The sequence below is a fragment of the Embleya scabrispora genome (genome assembly GCF_002024165.1).
GTDB classification, from domain to species: Bacteria; Actinomycetota; Actinomycetes; order Streptomycetales; family Streptomycetaceae; genus Embleya; species Embleya scabrispora_A.
Window position 1 is genome coordinate 74,418 of the sequence record NZ_MWQN01000001.1, and the last position, 19,788, is coordinate 94,205.

Consider the following 19,788-nt stretch of genomic DNA (forward strand, 5'->3'; position numbering starts at 1 on the left):
GGCGACCCTCCCGGGACCGGCCCGCCCGGTGCCGTCGTCGGGCCACGGGGCGCGCCGGTCGGGTCCTGCCACACACACGCGCCGGTCGGACCGAAGCCTGCGGTCCGACCGGCGCGCGCGTGTGGTGTTCAGGGCCGGGCGGCGGGTGGCGACAGGCCCATCTGTGCCAGCACCGCGTCACCGACCGAGGTCCCGACCCGACCGAGATCGAACGGCAGGTCGAAGTGATTGCGTCCGACCACCACCAGATCGCGAACCGGGTGCCCCCCGCCCCGCAGCATCTGGACGAACTCCCTTTGCTGCCGGGCGTATTCGAAGGTCTCGTCGGCTCCTCGGGCGATGATCACCGATCGTGCGGCGAGGGTTCCCGCCCGCAGCGGACTGTAGCGCTCCGCGGTTTCCCGATCCAGTCCCAGCGCGTCGTTGACGTAGCTCGACCGGATCGGTTGCAGGTCGTACACCCCGCTGAGCAGGCACACCCCGGGCACTCGCGGCCCCGCCTCGGGTCCGCTGAGCGCCGCCGCGACGAGATGGGCGCCGGCCGAACTCCCGCCCGCGTACACCGCGTCGCCCGCGTGTCCGAGCGCGTCGGCGTGCTCGCACAACCAGCGCAGCGCGCGCCGCACCGACGCGACCATCTCGGCCAGCGAGTTGCCCGGCGCCAGTCCGTATCCCAGCGCCGCGAACGCCGCCCCGGAACTCACGAACCGGGGTGCGGCGAAGGCGGATTCCTCCTTGCTGCACTGCTGCCAGTGGCCGCCGTGGACGAACACGAACAGCGGTGCGCCGGGCCGGGTCGCGGGGAAGTAGTCGAGCCGCTCGGCCGGATCGGGTCCGTATCGCACGTCCGGGCGGCAGGCCAGGTCGGCGCGTGCCTGCCGGCTGCGATCCGCGGCCTGGTCCAGGGTCCGCAGAAAGTCGGGCGCGCGGGAACTCGGCGAGTACTCCCGGTCGAGCGCGGCTCGATCGAACGCGCCGTAGACGATGGTCATGGGTCCTCCACATTCGGTCGACGCCGCGGCACCGGCGTTCGATGTTCGACGGTTGCGGGGTTCGTCGGCGACGCGTCTCAGGCGCTGTCCTCCAGCGCCTCCCGCTCCCCCGTCTCGCGCCGGGTGGCATCGCGACACGTTCGCCTCGTGCGCCCCGGCCCGATCAACGCGGGCGCCGACGCCTCCTGTTGCCGAAACGCGGGCGGTGCGGGCAGTCTGCGCGGCGGGGCCGGCTCCGTCCTGTCCGCCTGCACCACGAACACGCATGCGCGCGAGACCGTTTCGGCGCGCCGCGGCCGGGTTGCGCCCGTCGCGCTCGACGCCGTCGAGACCGCGTGCAGGGTGTGGCAGGCACGCGCGTAGATCAGCGGGTGACCGGCACGGACGGCCGTGCCGACCGCCGCCCGGGCGTGCCACCTCGCCGGCCGGAGCAGACGCGCGTCGCGTTCCGCGAGCAGCACCAGCACCAGACCGGTCCGGGCCTCGCATTCGCCCCGCGTCGAGCCGACCCGGCGGGCCAGCCTCAGCGCGACCGTGTGATGCCGAAACGCGAGGTCGCGTTGCCCCTGCGCCCGGGCTATCTCGCCGAGCACGTTCAAGGCGTGTGCCCGACACCGCGCGTCGCCGCCGGCACACGCCAGCCGCAGGGCCTCGCCGCCGTGCCGGGCCGCGGTGCCCAGTCCCCCGCGTTCGAGGTAGGTCCGGGCCAACACGGCCTCGATCGCGGCCTGGTCGTGGGCCGTACCGCCGGATGCCAACGCCTGGGCGAGGTAGCTGACGGCCCGCTCGGCCCGGCCCTGGTCGTGCGAGACCAGGCCCAGCCGCCACAACGTTCGGGCGATACCGGGGCCGGATTCGCCCGGCTCGACGAGGCGGGCGTCGCGCAGCGCGACCAGCAACTCCTCGCGGGCCTCGTCCAGCCGGCCCGCCCGGTGCAACTCGGCCGCCAGATCCCGTCGCACGCACGCCGCCGCCCGCAGTCCGCCGAGCCGGTCGGCCAGGTCGCGCGCGGTGGTCAGCACCTCGACGGCCCTCGCGCCGTGCCGCTCCACGCCGATCGCGAGCCCGAGGCCGCGCAGGGCGGCCAACCGTTGCCAGGGCTCGCTCGTCGCGATGTCGCGTTCGAGCGCCCGGGTGAAGTACAGCCGTGCCCGGGTCGAACGCCCCAGGCCCAGATGGGCGAAACCAAGCCCGATCAAGGTGGCCGCGGACCACCCGCGCCCGGCGCGTTGTTCGGCCGCCCGTGCGGCCAGGGCGCAGCGCAGCGCCTGCTCGTGGTGTCCGCCGTCGGTCAGGTAGGGACCGAGCAACGCGGCCAACTCGATCGCCGGGCATTCGGTGTCACCGGCCTCCACCAGGGCCACCAGTGTCGCCCGCTCGGCGTCGAGCCAGGCCGAGGCGGCGCGGGCCTCGGCGAAACGCGCCGGCGCGTCGCCCGATCCGGGGAGCTCCGGGAAGGTGCCCAGGCCGAGCCGGCGCACCGCCTCCCGCACGCCCGCGAACAGCCATTCGTTCATGCGGCGCGCGGCCCGGGTCCGCTCGTCCGGGGCATCCGCGGTGCGCGACAACTCGGTGGCGTACGCGCGCGTGAGTCCGCGCAGCCGGAACCGGCCGGGGCCGCTGGGGGCGACCAGGTGGCCGGCGGCGAGCCGGTCGAGGATCTCCTGGGCCCGTCCGTCGTCGGCCAGGCCCGCCAACACCCGGACGGTGGCGGTGCCGAAATCGGGTCCGGGAGTCAGCGGCAACAGCCGATACACCCGCGCGGCCTGGGGCGAGAGCAGCGCGGCCGCGGCCCGGAAGGCGTCGCGCACGCCGGCCCGGGGGCCGTGTCCCAGGGTGAGCCGACTCAGCGGGTCCCCCTCGCGCAACCGGGCCACGTAGTCCGCGACGCGGCACCGGGGATCGGCGGCGAGCGTCGCCGCGGCGATCCGCAGGGCCAGCGGCAGGCGGTCGCACAGCCTTGCCAACTCCGCCGCGGCCTCGGGCTCCGCGGCGAGCCGGGCCCTACCCAGCACGCCTTCGAGCAGGGCGGCCGATTCGCTCTCGGTCAGTTCGTCCGACAGCGCGAACAGTCGGGCACCGCAGGACGCGCTCAGTTCCGGAAGCTCCACGCGGCTGGTCACCAGGACCGTCGAGCCCGCGGTGCCCGGCAGCAGCAGCGTGACCTGCTCGGCGCGGGTGACGTCGTCGAGGAGCAACAGCACGCGGCGGTCCGCCAGTTGGGCGCGCAGCGCGGCCGCCCGTGCCTCCAGGCCGGGCGGCACCCGGCAGGAACCGCACGCGCTCAGGAGTTCCGCCAACACCTCGGCCGGATCGCGGGGGCTGTCGTCGGTGCCGCTGAGCCGCACGTACCACTGGCCGTCCGGAAACTGTCCGCGCAACCGGTGCGCGGCCCGCAGCGCGGTCGCCGTCTTCCCCGCTCCCGGGCCGCCCGAGAGCACCACGACCGGCGACGCGGGCAGCCCGTGGTGCGGCGTGGCGGCCTCGACGATGCATCCGAGTACCGCCTCGCGCCCCACGAAATCGCGCTCGTCCCTGGGCAGTTGGTACAGCGAGGTCCACGAGCCGCGGGTGTCGGCCGGCGCCGTGCGGTGTTTGGCGGCGGACTCGGCGGGCAGGGCCGGCGCACCGCTGAGGATCGCCCGTTGCAGACGCACCAGCCGTTCACCGGGATCGATGCCCAGTTCCTCGTTCAGCCGGTCGCGGACCTCGGCGTAGGCGGCCAGCGCCTCCGCCTGCCTGTCGCAGCGGTACAGCGTGAGGATCAGCTGGTACCAGAACCGTTCGCGGTAGGGGTGTTCGGCGGTCATCTCGCGCAGCGGGGCCAGGATCCGGTCCTGCCGGCCCAGGAAGAGGCCGACGTCGAAGTATCGTTCGGCGGCGCGCAACCGGCGTTCGGTCAGCACGGGCACCGCCTCCCGTTGCAGGGCCTCCGCGGGTACGTCGTCCAGCGCGGGGCCGCGCCACAGGGCCAGGGCGGCGGCGAGCAGATCCGCCTCCTCCCGGGGCCGATCGGCCTGACGCGCCCGTTCGGCGCGCTCGACCAGGTCGTCGAAGCGGTTCAGGTCCAGCGCCGACGCGGCGATCGAGATGCGATACCCCTCGGGCACGGTGTGGATCAGCCGTTCACCGCCCGCCCGTTCCAATGTCTGGCGCAGCCGGTTCATGTGCACGTGCAGGGCGTTGCGGCCGCTGGCCGGAGGGTTTCCCTCCCAGAGGTGGCCGAGCAGCTTCTCGACCCCCACCGTTTGTCCGGCGTGCAGCAACAGGCAGGCCAGCAGGCTGCGTTGTTTGGGCGCCCGGAGGGGAACGGACCGATGGTCGACGACCACTTCCAGGGGTCCGAGGATCAGGAAGTCCGCGCGATCGGGTGAGCCGCGGTCCGGGTCGGGCGACGTCGCACCGTCTCCGCCCCCGCGGACCGCCGGTGAGCGGTACACCGGAAAGGATGCTGTGGTCACTGGTTTCTCCAAGAACAGGGGATACCGGTCGCCGATCGGCGACCGGTATCCGCGAATGCCGCCGACCCGGCGGCGATCCCGGGCCCGGGGCGGGTCCGGCGGACGGGCCCCGGGTCAGCCGTGCAGTCGGCTCACGTACTCCCGGCAGCTGGGCAGTTCGGCGACGAGTCGTTCGGCCTGCCTGCGGATCGCCGCGAACTCGGCCATCGCGCCGCTGGGGTCCAGGCCGGCCAGGGCCGGTCGGGGCCGGGCGGGCGCCTTGCCGAGCCCGATCAGCATCACCTTCCAGTTGTAGGCCTCGAAGCCGTGGAAGCGCGGGTAGATGGTGTCCGGCTCGGGCAGCAGTGTGCGCCAGGACTCCAGCCGCTCGGCCAACCCCTCGGGCAGCGCGCGGGACTTGGCCGCCTTCCAGTACGGGGTGTCCTCGCGTCCGGCCGCGCAGTAGTGCAGGACCAGGAACTCCTTCACGCCGTCGATCACCTCGGCGACGCTGCGGTTGTAGCGCACCGCCAGTGCCGGGTCCCAATCGCGGTCGGGGAAGTAGTTCACCAACTGCTCGATGCCGTGCTGGATGAAGAAGATCCCGGTCGACTCGAGCGGCTCGACGAAGCCGCTGGACAGGCCGATCGCCACGCAGTTCTTCACCCAGGAGTTGCGGTTGCGACCGATCCGCATCCGGATGTGGTTCGCCTCCAGATCGGGCCGATCGGGTGCGGCGAATCGGCGCAGCGTGCGCTCGGCCTCGGCCGGGTCGCAGAACTCGTCCGAGTAGACGTACCCGGTACCGACGCGCTCGTACAGCGGGATGGTCCAGATCCACCCGGCCTCGGCCGCGGTGGCGGAGGTGTAGGGCGCCATCTCGCGCCCGGGGTCGGCGGGCACCCGCAGGGCCACCGCGCGGTTGTTGGGCAGCACGTCCTCGAACGACTCGAACGGCTCCTCCAGCACCCCGTTGATCAGCAGCCCGCGGAAGCCGGTGCAGTCGACGAACAGATCGCCGGGGATGTCGCCGTGTTCGGTGGTGACCAGGTGATCGATCCAGCCGCGCTCGTCGCGGCGCACCTCGACCACGTCGTCCACCACGTGGCGCACGCCGCGTTCGACGCCGAACGTGGTCAGGAACTTGGCGAGCAGGTCGGCGTCGAAGTGGTAGGCGTAGGGGAACTGGGTGCGCTGCTCGTTGGCGTTGCCGATCTCGCGATCGAGGAGCGTGGTGAACAGGCTGCCGTCGAGCAGGCGCGGCGAGCGGTTCGCCTCGCACAACGCGGACAGCAGCAGGCAGGACGTGTCGAAGTTCTCCACGTCGCCGTCCAGGTGCAACCACCAGTCGTCCAGGGTGAATCCGTCGAGTACCGGGAGCCGCTCGAAGGGGTGGTAGAAGTAGGTGCCGACCTCGCGCCAGTTGGCGTACCGGATACCGAGCTTGTACGAGCCGGCGCAGCTCGGCATCCAATCCCGCTCCTCGAGGCCGAGATAGGCGAAGAAGTGGCGGATGGTGCTGAACGTCGCCTCGCCGACGCCGACGGTGCCCACTCGCTCCGACTCCACGACGGTGACGGACACCTCATCCCTGAAGGTCTGCTTCAGGTAGGTGGCGGTCATCCAGCCCGCCGTGCCGCCGCCCACGATCACCACGTTGCGGATCATTGTCGTCCTTTCGGTTGCGTCGGGAGTTCGCCAGGCGATCGATCAGGGTGAGGACCGGCGAGGTCATCACGGTGGAAACGAGTGCCATGGTCACGAACATCGTGAAGAGAGTGGGTGTGATCACCTTGAGGTCCAGACCCACGTTGAGCACGATCAACTCGGTCAGGCCGCGGCAGTTCATCAGCGTGCCCAGGGCCAGCGCCTCGCCGCCGGGGATGCCCAGGCCGCGGGCGGCCGCGACGGTGCTGCCCCACTTGCCGATCACGGCCACCGCGGTGATGGTCACACACCAGGACCACAACCGCAGGTCGGAGCCGAACAGGCCGAACTCGGTGCGCAGGCCGGAGTACACGAAGAACAGCGGCAGCAGCAGCGTGACGGTCAGGTCCCGCATCCGTGCCGAGGCGACCTCGACCGTGACCGAACCGCGCGGGGCGATCACTCCCAGCAGGAAGGCGCCGAAGATCGCGTGGATGCCGATCCGGTCGGTGGCCAGCGCGGCGAGCATGATCGCCGCGAGCAGTGCGGGCAGGACCGCCGCGTCCGAGAGCCTGCGTGGTCGCGACTCGCGCCCGGCGCCTTCGAGGCGGGCCAACGCGGGACGAATTCCGCCCCACATCACCGCGCTGAACACGAGGGTGCTGAGCAGGGTTCGGGCCACTCCGAAGCCGGAGGAGTGACCGGTGGTGGCCACCACGACCGTCAGCAGACACCACGCGGTGACATCGCCGACCGCGGCGCAGGCCAGCGCCAGCGCGCCGAGGCGGGTACGTTCCATCCGGCGGTCGATCAGGATGCGGGCCAGCACCGGGAAGGCGGTGATGCTCATGGACACCGCGAAGAACAGCGCGAAGGGCACGAATCCCACACCGCGGGGAGCCAGCGAGGAGTATCCGACCAGGGCCAGCAGCACGCCGCTGAGCATCGGTACCGCGATTCCCACGTGGCTGATCATCAATACGATCCGGCCGCGACCGCGCACCTGGCGCAGGTCCAGTTCGTAGCCGACCAGGAACATGAAGAAGATCAGACCCAGTTGGGCCAGCACGTTGATCGACCCGTTGAGCGATTCGGGCAACAGCCAGTGGTATCCGGTGGGCCACGACAGGCCGAGCAGGGATGGTCCGAGCAGGATGCCCACGCAGATCTCGCCGATCACCCCGGGCTGCGCCATGCGTTGGAACAGCCGGGACATCAGGTGGCACAGCAGCAATACGATCGGCAGCGCCAACAGCAGGTGGGCGAAGGTGTCCGCGGCGGTCGTTCGCACACCGCCGGTGGTGTGCGTGGCGTGTCCGCCGTAGTGGCGCACGCCCGACCACAGGCCCGCCAGGATGAGCGCCGCCGACAGCCCGACGACGACCGCGTAGAGCAGGATCTGTCTGCCGCGGGACACCGGCGGGTCGGCTGCGGGCGGGTTCTCGCGCTCGAGGACCGGCCGCGGGTCGGTCCCGCTCCCTGTCGGTGGGTTCTCACGGATGGACATCGCGACCTCCTCTGGGCGGGGCGAGCACGGCGCCGGCGTGGACGTGGGGACCGCGGCGCGCCGCCGACGGGGGGCGGCCGGCGCACCGCGGGGTCTCAGGGCTGCCCCGGCCAGGCGGCATAGCCACGCAGGCCGTACAGCAGCGGATCGGGCAGTGAGCGATGGGCCGTGCCCAGCACTTCGCCGAAGATCACCGCGTGATCGCCGACGACGTCGTCGCGCACCACCTTGCAGTCGGCGACCCCGTGCGCGGCCTCGGCCAGATGCGGGCCGCCGGCGCCGGCGGGCAGACACCAGGGGGTGCGCGCGAACCGGTCGGGAGCGCCGGAGGCGAACAACTCGGCCGTGCTCCTGGCGTGTCCGCTCAGCAGGTTGAGCGCGAAGGTGCCGCCGGCCCGGACCGCTTCCAGCGTGGGACTGCCCTGGCGCAGGCAGACCAGGAGGGTGGGCGGCGACAGCGTCACGCAGCTGATCGAGGTGCAGGTCATGCCCCACGGGTGGTTTCCCGCGTCGAGCGTGGTGAGCACGCCGACACCGGTGGGAAAGCCGGCCATGAAGGCTCGCAGTCGGTCGGCCCGGTCGGTCGGCTCCGCGGGGTGGTCGACCCGGACGTCGTCGTGTACGTCGGCGCGGACGGAATGCGTCACGAATTACTCCAGAAGTCCCGGTCGAGCGAGGTCATTTACCGTGGAGTTGGCGCAGGAATTCGTACGTGGTGGGCAGCTCGGCCAGCAGGTGTCGCCGCCGGGACTCGACCTCGGCGAACAGGTTCTCGACACTTTCGATGGAGGCCGGCTTGTATTCCAGGGCGGGCAACACACGATCCGGGAGGTGGCCGAGGCCGGCAAAGATGCACCAGTAGTTGGTGTTGTTCCAGAAATTCTTGTTGTCCACTTCGGAATTGCCGTAGTACACTCGCTCGCCGGCCTGCGAGGTGTTCACCGGGAATCCGGCCCGATACAGCGAGATCTTCTCCCGGACGTCGTCGCCGAGCGGAAGCTCCTTGTTGGCCCGCCAAAACTCCGTGTCCGTGCGCGGCGAGAAGTAGAAGTGCGTCTGGATGAAGTCGCGGGTGAAGTCGAACATGCTCTCCACCTCGCGATTGAAGTGGTCGACCAGGGTCGGGTCGAAGCGCTTGTCCGGAAAGTGCTTGGCGAGTTGGTGCACCGCGGAGTAGATGAAGTAGATGCCGGTCGACTCGAGCGGTTCGACGAAGCACGAGGCGAGTCCGATGCTCACCACGTTGCGCACCCAGGCCCGACGGTTGCGGCCGACCCGGAAGCGTACGTGGTTGAACGGGGTGCGGTCGGGGTTCAGACCCCACAGGTCGCAGAACTCGCGCGTGGCCTCGTCCTGGCCGGTGAACTTGCTCGAGTAGACGTAGCCGGTGCCGAAGCGGGTCAGCATCGGGATCTTCCAGGTCCAGCCGGAACTCATCGCGATCGCCGAGGTGAACGGCTCGACGCCGTTGGCGGCGTCGTCGTGCGGGACCGCGGTCGCCACGGCGCTGTCGCACAGCAGTTGGTCGGACATGTCCAGGAACGGCTCTTCCATCGCCTGGTTGATCAACAGGCCGCGGAAGCCCGAGCAGTCCACGAACAGGTCGCCTTCGAGGAGTCGGCCCTCCTTCGTGCGCAGCGCGGTGATGTGGCCCCGCTCGTCGAGGACCGCCTCGGTCATCTCGTCCTGGACGTGCCGCACACCCTGCTTCTCGGTGGCGAACCGGCGCAGGAAGTCCGCGACCAGGTTGGCGTCGAAGTGCCAGGCGTAGCCGGTGGCCTGGCTGCCGTCGCGGTAGCGCGGGCCCTTCTTGGCGTCGAGCACCTCGGCTTCGGCGAAACACGCGTAGTCGAAGGGCACGTCGGTCTCGCCCCGCAGGGTGCGCAGGTGCCAGTAGTGCGAGAGCGGGATCCCGTCGTGCTCGGGGAGGTTGGCGAAGTGATGGTAGAAGTGGTCGACGCCGCCGTCGAGCGCGCGTGGTTGTGCCGCGCCGTTGCCGGGGGTGCGCCAGTTGACGAACCGGATGCCCGCCTTGAAGCTCGCGTTGCACTCGCGCATCCATTCGTCCTCGGGAATACCGAGGTAGTCGAAGAACGCGGACTGCAGGTTCGGCACGGTGGCTTCGCCGACACCTATTCGGGGAATGGTGGGCGCCTCCAGGACCGTGATGTCCACGGCACCCTGGAGGGCCTTCCCCAGATACGAGGCGGTCATCCACCCCGCCGTCCCGCCGCCGAGAACGACCAGCCTCTTGATGCGATGGTCCACGAGTCTCTCCTTCGGCCTGCGGCCGCGGGGTTCGATCCCCGCGGCCGACCCTGGAGAGCATCCTGGGAGACGGCTCTATATTTTTCCTATGAGCCGGCCCGGGCCGATGTGCGATCGCTCACCGACGAGGCAATTGGCTAACCGTAGGCGCTGGTTCGGGCGAATCGTGGATCGGTGTACTGTTTGGTTTCCGCGACCCGCCACAAGCGTTCGACGCTTTCCCGGACGTCTTGATGCGAGACATATAGCGGATGGAATCCGAAACGGAGCAGATCCGGCGGCCTACTGTCCGCGACGACGCCCTGCGGCATCAGGGCGCGAATCATCCCGTAGGCGTGTTCGTGCCGCAGCGAGACGTGCCCACCGCGTCGTTCGGCGGCACGTGGGGTGACCACCTCGAACGCCGGTTCGTCCGGTAGTTCGTCCACACAGCGGACGAAGAACGCGGTGAGCGAGAGGCTCTTGTCGCGCAGTTGCTCGACCGTGACGTCGCGATACACGTCCAGCGCGGCGTCCAGGGCGACCAACGACAGGATCGCGGGTGTCCCGACCACGGCCCGGGCGATGCCGGGGGCCGGCAGGTACGGGCCACCGGTGGCGAACGGGGTGACGTGTCCGAGCCAGCCGGCCAGCGGCAGGTCCAGGGCTTCGTGGTGGCGTTCGGCGACGTACACGAAGGCCGGTGAACCGGGGCCGCCGGACAGGTACTTGTAGGTACAACCCACCGCCAGGTCGACGTCGTGGCGCTCCAATTCGAGCGGCAGCACGCCCACGCCGTGACAGACGTCCCACAGGACGACCGCGCCCGCGTCGTGCGCCGCCGCGGTGATGCCCGCGATGTCCCACAGCTCGCCGGTGCGGTAGTCCACCACCGGGTACGCGGCCACCGCCACGTCGCGGCCGTTTCGGGCCAACCACCCGGCCGCCTCCCCCGCGGGCACCTCGACCACCCGCAGGCCCAGCAGCCTGGCCGCCGACTCGGCCATGTAGCGGTCGGTGGGAAAGTGTCGCGGATCGGTCAACAGCATCTGCCGGCCCGGCCGCAGGCGGGCCGCCCCGATCAGCGTGTTGAACAACTGCACCGAGGTGGAGTCGCCCACCGCGACCTGTCCCGGGCCGACCCCGAGCAGGGCGCCGATCCGATCCCCCACCCGGGTGGGCAGTTCCATCCAGTCCACCCAGGAGCGCACCAGGTCCTCGCGCCATTGTCGATGGATGGTCTCGTGCACCGCGGGGGCGACCGAGGTCGGCAGCGGCCCGAGCGAGTTTCCGTCCAGGTAGATCAACCCCGGCGGCAGCGCGAACCGCTCCCGGACGCCGGCCAACACGTCTTTTGCGTCCAAGCGTTCAGCGTCGGTGCGCGTCGTGGACATGTGCCTGCCTCCGTCGATTCCGGGGTGCGATGCGTACCGCGCCCAGTGCCGGTGCGACCGGGAGCACCCGGTCCTCGGAATAGGCGCAGCGGTCCAGGAAACGGGCCATGTTCTGGCCCAACTCCCAGGCGCAGGAAGATTTTCCGGCCCCTCGTGCCTGTCGGAACAGGGCGATCAGGGCGCTCTTCTCGTCCTCCAACCAGTGTTCGCCCTCGCGCACGGGGGCGGCTTGCGCCGCGTACCCGCGGTGCACCCAGGCGGTCAACGCCCGGTCCAGGACGGCGGTGAGCTCCGGCGCGGTGGCCACTTCGAGGTCGCCGGCCTCACGGCCGAATATCCGCACCAGACGGTGCAGCCGATAGCGCGTCGTGGTCCCGCCCGCGCCGGGGACGAAGGACAGCAGTCGGGCGTCCACCAACGTCTCCAGGACGTCCTCGACCTGGTCGTGGGGCAGCCGCAGGATCTCGGCGGCGGCCCACGACGGGAAGTCGGGCACGTCCAGGTGGGAGAGCAGGCACAGGGCCCGCCGCGCGTGCGGAGGCAGCCCGCGATAGCTCTGCCGGATCCCCGATCGAACGTCCAGGTCCGATGTGCGCAACTCGTCCAGCCGGCCGCGCTCCGCGGCCAGCCGGACCACGAGCGAGGCCACTTGCCAGTGCGGTCTCGCGTGCAGGCGAACGGCCGCGATCCGCACCGCGAGTGGCAGACCGCCGCACAACTCGACCAGTCGTCGGGCCATTTCGCGCTCGGCCCGGATCCGGGCCCGCCCCGAGACCCGGGACAGCAGTTCCAGTCCCTCGTCCACGGACAGCGGGCCCGGTTCGATCAGGCTGACTCCGTCCAGGGCGGTCGGCGAGTGACGACTGGTGATCAGTACCCGGCAGCCGGTGGCGCCGGGTAACAGTGGTCGGATCTGGCTCTCGTCCCGCGCGTTGTCGAGCAGGATCAGCATCCGTCGGCCGGCGAGCCTGCTGCGGTAGAGCTGGACGCGTTCCTCGATCGAATCGGGGATCGCCCAGTCGTCGATGCGCAGCGCCCGCAGGAACCAGCCGAGAACCTGCCTCGGATCCTTGGGGCGTTCGTCGAGACCGCCGAGATCCACTTGGAGTTGACCGTCGGGGAAGAGGTCCAGGCACCGGTAGGCGGCCCGCATCGCGAGCGCGGTCTTGCCGATGCCGGCCATCCCGGTGATCGCCACCGGTCTGCTCGGCGCACGGGCCGTCCGGTGCGCGTGGTCCGACTCCCCGGAGGCCGCGGAGCCCGGGGAACCCGCTCGCAACAGGGCCTCGATCACTTGGAGTTCGCTGTTTCGGCCGGTGAAGTCGGCGATGTCGGGCGCCAGCATGGCGGGCCGCAGCCGACTCCACGCGCTGGTGGTGACCACCCGTGCGCCGGCCCCGCCCGCGGCGCGCCCGAGTGTGGGATCGCCGTCCAGAATCCCCCGAAAGACGGTGTTCATCGCTTGGCCCGGGTCCACCCCGAGTTGCTCGGCCAGCACGTGCCGGCCCTGCTGGTAGATCTCCAGTGCGTCGGCCTGTCGATCGCTGCGGTAGAGCGCGATCATCAGGTAGGTGCGCATGCGCTCGCGCACCGGATGGCCCTCCACCAGTGCGGTCAGCTCGGGCACGAGCCGCGCGTGCAGGCCGAGTTCGATGTCGGCCTCGATCCGGGCCTCCAGCGCCCGCATCCGTGCCTCTTCCAGCCACGGGCCGTCGTTGGCGGCCAGGAACTCGGTCACGTTCGCCAGGGCCGGGCCGCGCCACAGCCGCAAGGCGGCCGACAGATGCCGTGAGGCGTCCTCGAACCGCCGGTCGGTCAGGGCCGCTTGGCCCACTCGGCTCAGTCGCTCGAACTCCTCGTGGTCGCAGCGGGCCGGACCCAGCGAAAGCGCGTAGCCGGGTTGGCGCCGCACGATGTAGGTACCGGCCGGGCCGAGCAGTTTGCGCAGCCGCGAGATGTACGTGTAGATCTGTGAACTCGCGGTGGCGGGCGGTCGGTCGCCCCAGAGGTAGCTGCTCATCCGGGCGTCGGACAGCACCGTCCCGTGGGCCAGGAGCAGGGCCGCCAAAGCGGTGCTGGGTTTGGTTCCGTCGAACGTGGTCTCGATTCCCCCCCTGTACATCGTCACCGGCCCGAGGATTCGAATTTCCATCCGGTCCTCGGGGTCGCATCCCGTGCTGTGCGAGATCGTCCCCGTCGTCTCGTAATAATTCTTCGAGAGATCAAGCATGCCTAGCCTCCCCGCAGACTTTCAGCGTCAGCAGCTTGGCACGCTATGGACGGGACCCCCGGCGCACCAGTCGATATTCGCCGACTGACCGATTTCGACACGGCCGCCGGCCCCGACGACGGATAGCACTCAAACGCCTTGGAGTTTCCGTGACAAAATGAAAATCAGGTTCATTCACCCACAAATATCAACGAACCACCCGACCCTCGCATGGCGAATTTCCCCCACGGATCCCACCGGTTCACCCTGCGGCATCGCGAATCTCCAACCTGCCAGGGGGAGTTACCACCTCTTCCCACCCCCGGCCGGCCGACTTCATCCGGGCCCTCCGCACCGCCACCGGTATGCCCCCGGCGCCAACCGCGCCGCCGCACCAGGGCTGCGTGCGGTTGAGTATGTCCGCCGATTCGCATGTTCGCCGTCGGGCAGTGCGCCCCGTGCCAACAACAGGGCGTTCCCCGCCAACGACTCGCGCGGGACGAGGTACCAGTGTGGGAGGCGGCCCACACCGAAGGCGTCGTCGAAAGCGCCGCCAGGGCCATCGATCGGCTTCCAACCATCGGAATCAACGATGAGCACCAGCAACCGACGACAGAAAAAGGGACACATCATGCGCACTCGACGTGCACTGGTCGGCTTGACCCTGGGCGCCACGCTCGCCCTCCTGGGCATGGGCGCGACGGCCCAGGCGGCGGAACCCGCCGACTCGGCGACCACCTACGCCACCTCGGCGCCGGTGACCCGCCCCATCGGCGCCGACCAGCAACAGGTCAAGGCAAGCTGGCACTTCTACCACGCCTACTGGACGAAAGGCACGTGCGCCGGCGTGGGCATCGATTCCGGCAAGGATTGGCTGTGCCAGTACAAGAAGGGAAACGACGGCAAGATGAAGTGGTTCCTGTACCTCTGGTACTGATCCCACGAGTCGTGGATCGCACGGCCGGCGAGGCGGTCCACGGAACGCCGCCGTCCATCCGGGTGAGCCCCGGGTACGCGCCCCCGGATACCTCGGGTCGTTGAGGAATCGAGCGCCGGCGGCTTCGGTGGGTTCGAAGCCGCCGGCGCTCGACGCGTACCGCACGTGTGGGCGATCCGGGTTCTGCCACTCAGGGCCGGGGGGCACAAGGTGGCGTAGTCGTCCTCGCCGGGGGCGTCGAGGTGGATGCCGGCGGCTGCCGCGACGCCGGCGGTGGTGAGGGGCTCGTCGTCGGGACGGCCTCGACGAACACGCGTCGCCCACCGCGATGGTGCGCGGGTCATCCGGCTGCCGGGGAGGCGTCGGCGTGCCGCCCGTCGCCGACCGGCGGTCAGGACCCGTGGTTCTCCGGGGCCGGGTCGTGGCGTTGCAGGAGCTCAACCCAATAGCAGGTCCATCGGTGGAGCAGGTCGAGCATGGGGCCTCCCCCGGAGTGCCGGGTCGCTGCCGGGGATGGCGGCGACCGGGCGTTGATCGTTGCGCCAAGTCTCCCATGTCCGGGCCGGGCAAGGGACCCTGCGTGGGCGGGAGTTGGTCAGCCTCCGTAGGGCGATGTGACGACGACGCCATATACAGCCTGGTAATGGTGAAATCTGATGGGCTCTCGTGTTGTTCAACCGTCGTCGGTTCCCCGGGGAACCCGGCCCGCCGATCACCATGTGTGATCTCCGGTGGCGTATCGGCTCGGGTTCCGCCGGTCTCTTCTCCGTGATTCGCTCGCGGGGAGCCACGAAAACCTCGCCGCCGACTCCCCCGCCTCGGCGCGCCTTCATTACATCCTTAACTGCACCAAGAGGAGTACGTCCAGTGCTATCGCCTCGTGCTCGCTGATGTCCTTCGTGCGCCTTCAGGGAGACTCGGAAGCGCTGAACACGACGGCGGGAGTGTCAGGCGGGGGTGAGTTCGATGTGGCGTAGCCAGGCCTCGACGGCGGTGTCGGCGTCGGCGACTTCTTCGCCGCGTACGGCGAGTCCTTCGGCGATGGTGGCGCCGGGGCAGGATGCGGTGTAGTCGCGTTCGGTGATGCCCAGGCCGCTCATGGCGGGGCTGGTGACCGGGTGCACGGTCTTGCCGCGGAAGTCAAGGGCTTCGGTGAACGTCGTCATGATCATGGGTGCGCGGACGTTCCAGATGGGTTGCCCAGCAGCACGGTGTCATACCCGTCGAGGGACGGCAGGGCGGCCGGCGATGGCCGGGCGTGCGTTGGCGTCCTGTTCGCGGACGTTGCGCTGAACGGTCTCCTCGTAGTCCTCCGGGTAGGGGTCGGCGGCGAGGATGCGGTGGACGTCGCAGGCGGTACGGTCGGCGATTTTCCCGGCCAGGACTGCAGTGTTTCCGGCGGTGCGGGTTGTGCGTCCGCCGTAGTGGTGGTTCTCGCCCGGTCGGGAGAAGTAGGCCGGCGGGACCGACGCCTCGCGCCGGCCGCCGCTCGCGGCAGGCGCGAGGGAGGCTCCGGGATTGGACCCGTCTCGTGTGGGTGGCCGCGCCACCACCGCCGGACGTGCATCCGGCCGCGGTCAGGACGGCGATTCCCGCCGCGAGCGTGCCGCGAAGTACGGTGCGACGCCCCACCCCGGTGTGCATTGCGGCTTGGAGCTTCATGGTCTCGCCTTCGGCTCGGGCCGCCCCGGCCACTGCGGTCTGGCGGCGCTGTGTGAGGAGGGGTGCCACGCCATCGGGCGCGGCGCCCCCCGGGCGGCCGCGGGTCAGTTCTCCAGGCGCCGTTTGGCGAGCCAGGCGACCATTTTTTCGGGCTCGTGGTGGTCGAAGAACAGCGTGGTGCCGGTGTCGAGGGCGGCGATCTCGGCCATCTGGTCGTCGGTGAGTGCGAAGTCGAAGACGTCGATGTTCTCGGCCATGCGTTCGGCGCGGACGGATTTCGGGATGGTGACGATGTCGCGCTGAACGAGCCAGCGCAGCACGACTTGGGCGACGGACTTGCCGTGCTGCGCGCCGATGGCGGCCAGTACGGGGTGGGTGAACAGGTTGTTCTTGCCTTCGGCGGTCGGCTCCAAGCGGTCGGCGGCGGTGTTCTCCTCGACGCGGTGGACGCGCTTGGTGCCGGGGATGGCACGATGTCGTCGCCCTGGGCGAGCAGCCAGGCGAGCGCGACCTGCGCGGGCGTGGCGCCGGCCTGGTCGGCGGCGACTGCGTCGGCGATGCGCAGGTTGCGTTGGAAGTTCTCGCCGGTGAAGCGCGGGTTGCCGTGCAGATAGTCGCCTTCCTCGAACGCGGTTTCGTCGCGGACCTTCGACGGCGGTACGGATGTTGGCCGGAGTGCTGTCGAGGTTCCACGGCCCACCACCGGCGTGTGAGGCCAGGCCGAACTTCGTCGCCAGGACCACCCGGTCCCGGCGGCCCTTGAGGGCCCGGCCGAGCAGTTCCTCGTTCGTGTAGGGCCCGTAGATCTCGGCGTTGTCGATGAACGTGACACCCGGCTCAAGAGCCCGGTGCAGAGTCCGGACCGACCCTTCCCCATCGGTCCCCGAGTCGGTGTAGCCGTGGAACATCCCCATCGCCCCGAGCCCGATCCGGGACGCCTCCAGGTCACCCGGCCTGACGTAGCGCATGGTCCTCCGTTGCGTCCCCGAGACGAGTGAATCCGCAGGCACCCGCGGGACGGCCGACCGCGGCTGTCCCGGGTGCCGTCATCCACCGTCGCGCGGTTCGCGCCCGTGTGGCAGGGCGGGCTCTTCGGGGGTAACGGCAGCGCCCCTCACCGTGCTGCCGTGCAGGTCAGCGCGGTGTGACACTGAAGGCATGGCACCTGAGCACGCCCCGGGCGACAGCACCGGCCAGGAACTGGGCCGGTTCCTGCGCGCCCAACGCACCCAGACCAGCCCCGAACAGGTCGGCCTCACCGTCGGCACCGGCCTGCGCCGCACCCCGGGGCTGCGCCGCGAGGAACTGGCGACGCCGGCCGGCGGCTCCGTCAGGGCGGATGGTCGTTCGTCGCTTGACGCTCAGGTCTTGCTTTCAGGCGCGGGCCAGGGCCGGTGACAGTTGCAGCGGGTCGATGCCGGACGACAGTTCCTCGATCCGCGCCCAGAAGAGTCCCGCGAGGGTGCGCGAGATCGCGTCGAGGATGGCGAAGTCCAGCGATGGCTGCCGTTCGCGCAGGTGCTCCACGAGCAGGTCCCGGATCGCGCGGCGGCGGATCGGGTAGCGGTCCACCAGTTCTTCGATGCTGAGCCGGCCAAGGGCCTGTTCGCATGCGCGGATCGTTGCGGGGACGTCTTCGGGGAACGTTCCCAGGGCCCGAAGGCGCGGGTAGAAGTCGACCTTGTGCTGCCCGCCGCGGACATGGACTCGGCGCTGGGTGTCGAACGGTTCCACGCAGTCCCCGACGGTGATGTCACGGATGAGCCCACCTTCGCAGGCCGGCACCGTCGCAATCCGGGTCGCGGCAATCTGAGCATCTTTCCCCGAATGCGTCTGGGAGACGGCCAGTTCGGCCAGTCGGGCGAATCCTTCCGGGTCTCGGGCCTCGGCCGCGACCGATGCCGCACAACGATGGGTTCGGGTGAGCACCCACGGCGGGCCGGGGCGGATCACATCTCCGCAGATCAGCATGAGCAGCCCGGAGGACAAGTCGGTGCGCTCATGCGACGGCGGCTCGGGCTGGTGGCGCGTGCGCAGGGGAAGCTCGGTCCATCCGGCGCCGGGCACTTCCTCGGCGCTGCCGGCCTTCCACCGTTCCTGCCATGCGACGCGCCGGATCCAGCGGGAACGGGTTGAGCAGCGGCCCGGTTCCGGCGTCGTGATGCAGGTCGTAGAACCTGCGCAGCACCGCCTTCATGTGGAATCTGAGTCGTCAAGGTCTTCGGCGGTGCCGACAACCGCCGGCCCACAGTTGTGGGGCAGATGGGCGACGACCAAGGCGACGGCGTCGTCAGGGGTGTCGGCGTCTCCGATCCCCGCCGGTCCGTGCGGTGACCGGGTGTGCCACCAGGTCACTCGGTAGCTTCCGTTCGCGGGGGTGATCACCGGGATGTCGTGGGTGTAGGGGAATCCGGTGCAGCGGCTGAAGTTCAGCGTCCGATGGCTGTGGAAAGGAAAAAGGGCTCGCAGCTGCGGCTGGGCGTATGCAGCCTCGATGAGTTCATGGTCGACGTGCCGTGCCGTGGTGCGCCGGTAGCTCGTCCATTTGGCCTCGACGGCGTCACCACGCTCGTGGGCCTCGGCGAGCGGGCTGTAGTCGACGAATGGGCATGCGGACTTCAGGCGTGCCAAGGTGGCGCCGGACAGCCAAGCGCCGATTGCCGACACAACCGCGTCCAAGCTGGTCGTCGTGCCTTTGGCCATCGTGACGCCGCGTTCCCGGAAGTTCACGATGAAGACGCGCTCAGCGATGCCGAGGAGGACGTTGGTCGTCCGACTGTCACCCTCTGCTCGGGCTCCGCAGCGCCACCAGCCCGGGGCGCGTTCAGGGAGCACATCCAGCCCGTATCCAGCTTGGTGAACGGCTGTCTGCAGGATGTCCTGGAGCGTTTGGTTCAGGCCGAGTTCGGGATAGAGGCCGGCCAGGTCGTCCGTGGCGGGGTCAGGCGTCACGATTCCCCCTCTTGCCGACGCACTTCGGGTGTGGTCGGCCCTTTGACACTTCCCGACCGCGGCTCGCCGCGTCGGACTACGACGAGAGGAAGCAGCGTGGAGTGTGCTGGTATTCCGAGCCGGCGGGGCGTCGGGCCCGCCGAGGTGGGGGTGTGGGCAATGTGGTCGAGGAGCTTGTCCAAGGCGGTTTGGCCGTCATCGACGGCATGGCGTTCGTCGTCGGTCAGCGGGATGGTGGCGAGCATGCGCCGAAGGTTGCCTTTGGCCTCCGAGATCGGGCTCTCGGTGGAATCCTTCGGGGTGTAGGAGTCGCATTTGGCGCAGGCCATGCGGTGCCGGCACTGCTCGGAGAAGGTGTAGGTGCAGTAGCCGTGGCCGAGGTCGTAGTACTGCCACGGCTCGCTGGCGGCTGCGGCGCCGGAGGCGACCGCGTCGCGGTCGACGAGCACTTCGATGGTGCGGACGTTGCGGGCGAAGTAGCCGGCGTCGTTGTATGCCTTCGCCAGGGTGGTCGGCGCGATCTTGGCGTAGTGCCGAGTGGCCGCTGGAGATCGGTGGCCGAGCCAGGCCTGCAGCTCGAAGAGCGTCATCGGCTCCTTCGCGTTGTAGAGCTTCGATCGGGTGCAGGCGACCGATGGGCTGGGCGTAGACGTCGGCGTGCTCGACGTTCAGGCCCGCCCGCAGCAGCTTGGCCCAGACGTCGTCGGCGATCACGCGTGATCCACGCCGCCACCGGCCCCACGGGCTCACCAGCAGCGCCAAGGAGGATGTACGGCTGGTTCTCCAGGTCGGTACCGACAA

15 protein-coding genes and 1 pseudogene are annotated in these 19,788 nt (G+C 70.1%); 2 read left to right on the top strand and 14 right to left on the bottom strand.

The window, feature by feature from the left end:
• Positions 1 to 128: 128 nt before the first annotated feature.
• From B4N89_RS00355 to B4N89_RS00390, 8 genes are all read right to left on the bottom strand, one after another.
• The gene (locus B4N89_RS00355; RefSeq protein WP_078973868.1) at positions 129 to 992 is read right to left on the bottom strand and encodes an alpha/beta hydrolase; all 864 of its coding nucleotides are present in this window, start codon (positions 990 to 992) and stop codon (positions 129 to 131) included.
• Positions 993 to 1,069: 77 nt separating this feature from the next.
• Positions 1,070 to 4,453, bottom strand: a complete 3,384-nt coding sequence (locus B4N89_RS00360; RefSeq protein ID WP_143657791.1) for an AfsR/SARP family transcriptional regulator — start codon at positions 4,451 to 4,453, stop codon at positions 1,070 to 1,072.
• Between the two features lie 114 nt (positions 4,454 to 4,567).
• Positions 4,568 to 6,100: a tryptophan halogenase family protein gene (locus B4N89_RS00365; RefSeq protein ID WP_078973870.1), complete on the bottom strand. Its 1,533-nt coding sequence runs from the start codon at positions 6,098 to 6,100 to the stop codon at positions 4,568 to 4,570.
• Positions 6,018 to 7,586: a cation:proton antiporter gene (locus tag B4N89_RS00370; RefSeq protein WP_078973871.1), complete on the bottom strand. Its 1,569-nt coding sequence runs from the start codon at positions 7,584 to 7,586 to the stop codon at positions 6,018 to 6,020. Before B4N89_RS00370 ends, B4N89_RS00365 begins: the two co-directional genes overlap by 83 nt.
• Positions 7,587 to 7,681: 95 nt before the next feature.
• A complete protein-coding gene (locus B4N89_RS00375; protein WP_235618406.1) occupies positions 7,682 to 8,233 on the bottom strand; it encodes a flavin reductase family protein in 552 nt (183 codons plus the stop codon).
• Between the two features lie 31 nt (positions 8,234 to 8,264).
• Complete coding sequence (locus tag B4N89_RS00380; RefSeq protein ID WP_078973872.1) at positions 8,265 to 9,854, bottom strand: tryptophan halogenase family protein; 1,590 nt, start codon at positions 9,852 to 9,854, stop codon at positions 8,265 to 8,267.
• Positions 9,855 to 9,991: 137 nt separating this feature from the next.
• Positions 9,992 to 11,227 carry a kynureninase gene (locus B4N89_RS00385; protein ID WP_078973873.1) on the bottom strand — a complete coding sequence of 412 codons (1,236 nt, stop codon included), beginning with the start codon at positions 11,225 to 11,227 and terminating at the stop codon, positions 9,992 to 9,994.
• Positions 11,202 to 13,457 carry an AfsR/SARP family transcriptional regulator gene (locus B4N89_RS00390; RefSeq protein ID WP_078973874.1) on the bottom strand — a complete coding sequence of 752 codons (2,256 nt, stop codon included), beginning with the start codon at positions 13,455 to 13,457 and terminating at the stop codon, positions 11,202 to 11,204. Before B4N89_RS00390 ends, B4N89_RS00385 begins: the two co-directional genes overlap by 26 nt.
• Positions 13,458 to 14,067: 610 nt before the next feature.
• On the opposite strand from B4N89_RS00390, the gene B4N89_RS00395 reads away from it, so the two are divergent.
• Positions 14,068 to 14,373 (top strand): hypothetical protein, encoded by a 306-nt coding sequence (locus B4N89_RS00395; RefSeq protein WP_143657792.1) that lies wholly within the window; start codon positions 14,068 to 14,070, stop codon positions 14,371 to 14,373.
• Between the two features lie 947 nt (positions 14,374 to 15,320).
• Here B4N89_RS00395 and B4N89_RS50590 read toward each other — a convergent pair.
• From B4N89_RS50590 to B4N89_RS00410, 3 genes are all read right to left on the bottom strand, one after another.
• A complete protein-coding gene (locus B4N89_RS50590) occupies positions 15,321 to 15,566 on the bottom strand; it encodes a flavodoxin (protein WP_268812534.1) in 246 nt (81 codons plus the stop codon).
• Between the two features lie 21 nt (positions 15,567 to 15,587).
• A complete protein-coding gene (locus B4N89_RS50595; protein WP_201260762.1) occupies positions 15,588 to 15,923 on the bottom strand; it encodes a hypothetical protein in 336 nt (111 codons plus the stop codon).
• Positions 15,924 to 16,139: 216 nt separating this feature from the next.
• On the bottom strand, positions 16,140 to 17,003 hold the full coding sequence (locus B4N89_RS00410; protein ID WP_201260763.1) for an aldo/keto reductase: 864 nt from the start codon (positions 17,001 to 17,003) through the stop codon (positions 16,140 to 16,142).
• Between the two features lie 190 nt (positions 17,004 to 17,193).
• Between B4N89_RS00410 and B4N89_RS00415 the strand changes: the two are divergent.
• Positions 17,194 to 17,367: pseudogene (locus tag B4N89_RS00415) on the top strand (transcriptional regulator); the annotation flags it as partial.
• Positions 17,368 to 17,409: 42 nt separating this feature from the next.
• Here the strand turns inward: B4N89_RS00415 and B4N89_RS00420 are convergent.
• The 3 genes from B4N89_RS00420 to B4N89_RS00430 form a co-directional block, all read right to left on the bottom strand.
• Entirely contained in the window at positions 17,410 to 18,102 is a 693-nt protein-coding gene (locus tag B4N89_RS00420; protein WP_078973877.1) for a hypothetical protein, read from the bottom strand.
• A gap of 126 nt (positions 18,103 to 18,228) precedes the next feature.
• Positions 18,229 to 18,987, bottom strand: a complete 759-nt coding sequence (locus B4N89_RS00425; protein WP_078973878.1) for a DUF6193 family natural product biosynthesis protein — start codon at positions 18,985 to 18,987, stop codon at positions 18,229 to 18,231.
• Entirely contained in the window at positions 18,984 to 19,577 is a 594-nt protein-coding gene (locus B4N89_RS00430) for a hypothetical protein (protein WP_235618408.1), read from the bottom strand. Before B4N89_RS00430 ends, B4N89_RS00425 begins: the two co-directional genes overlap by 4 nt.
• Positions 19,578 to 19,788: the final 211 nt, after the last annotated feature.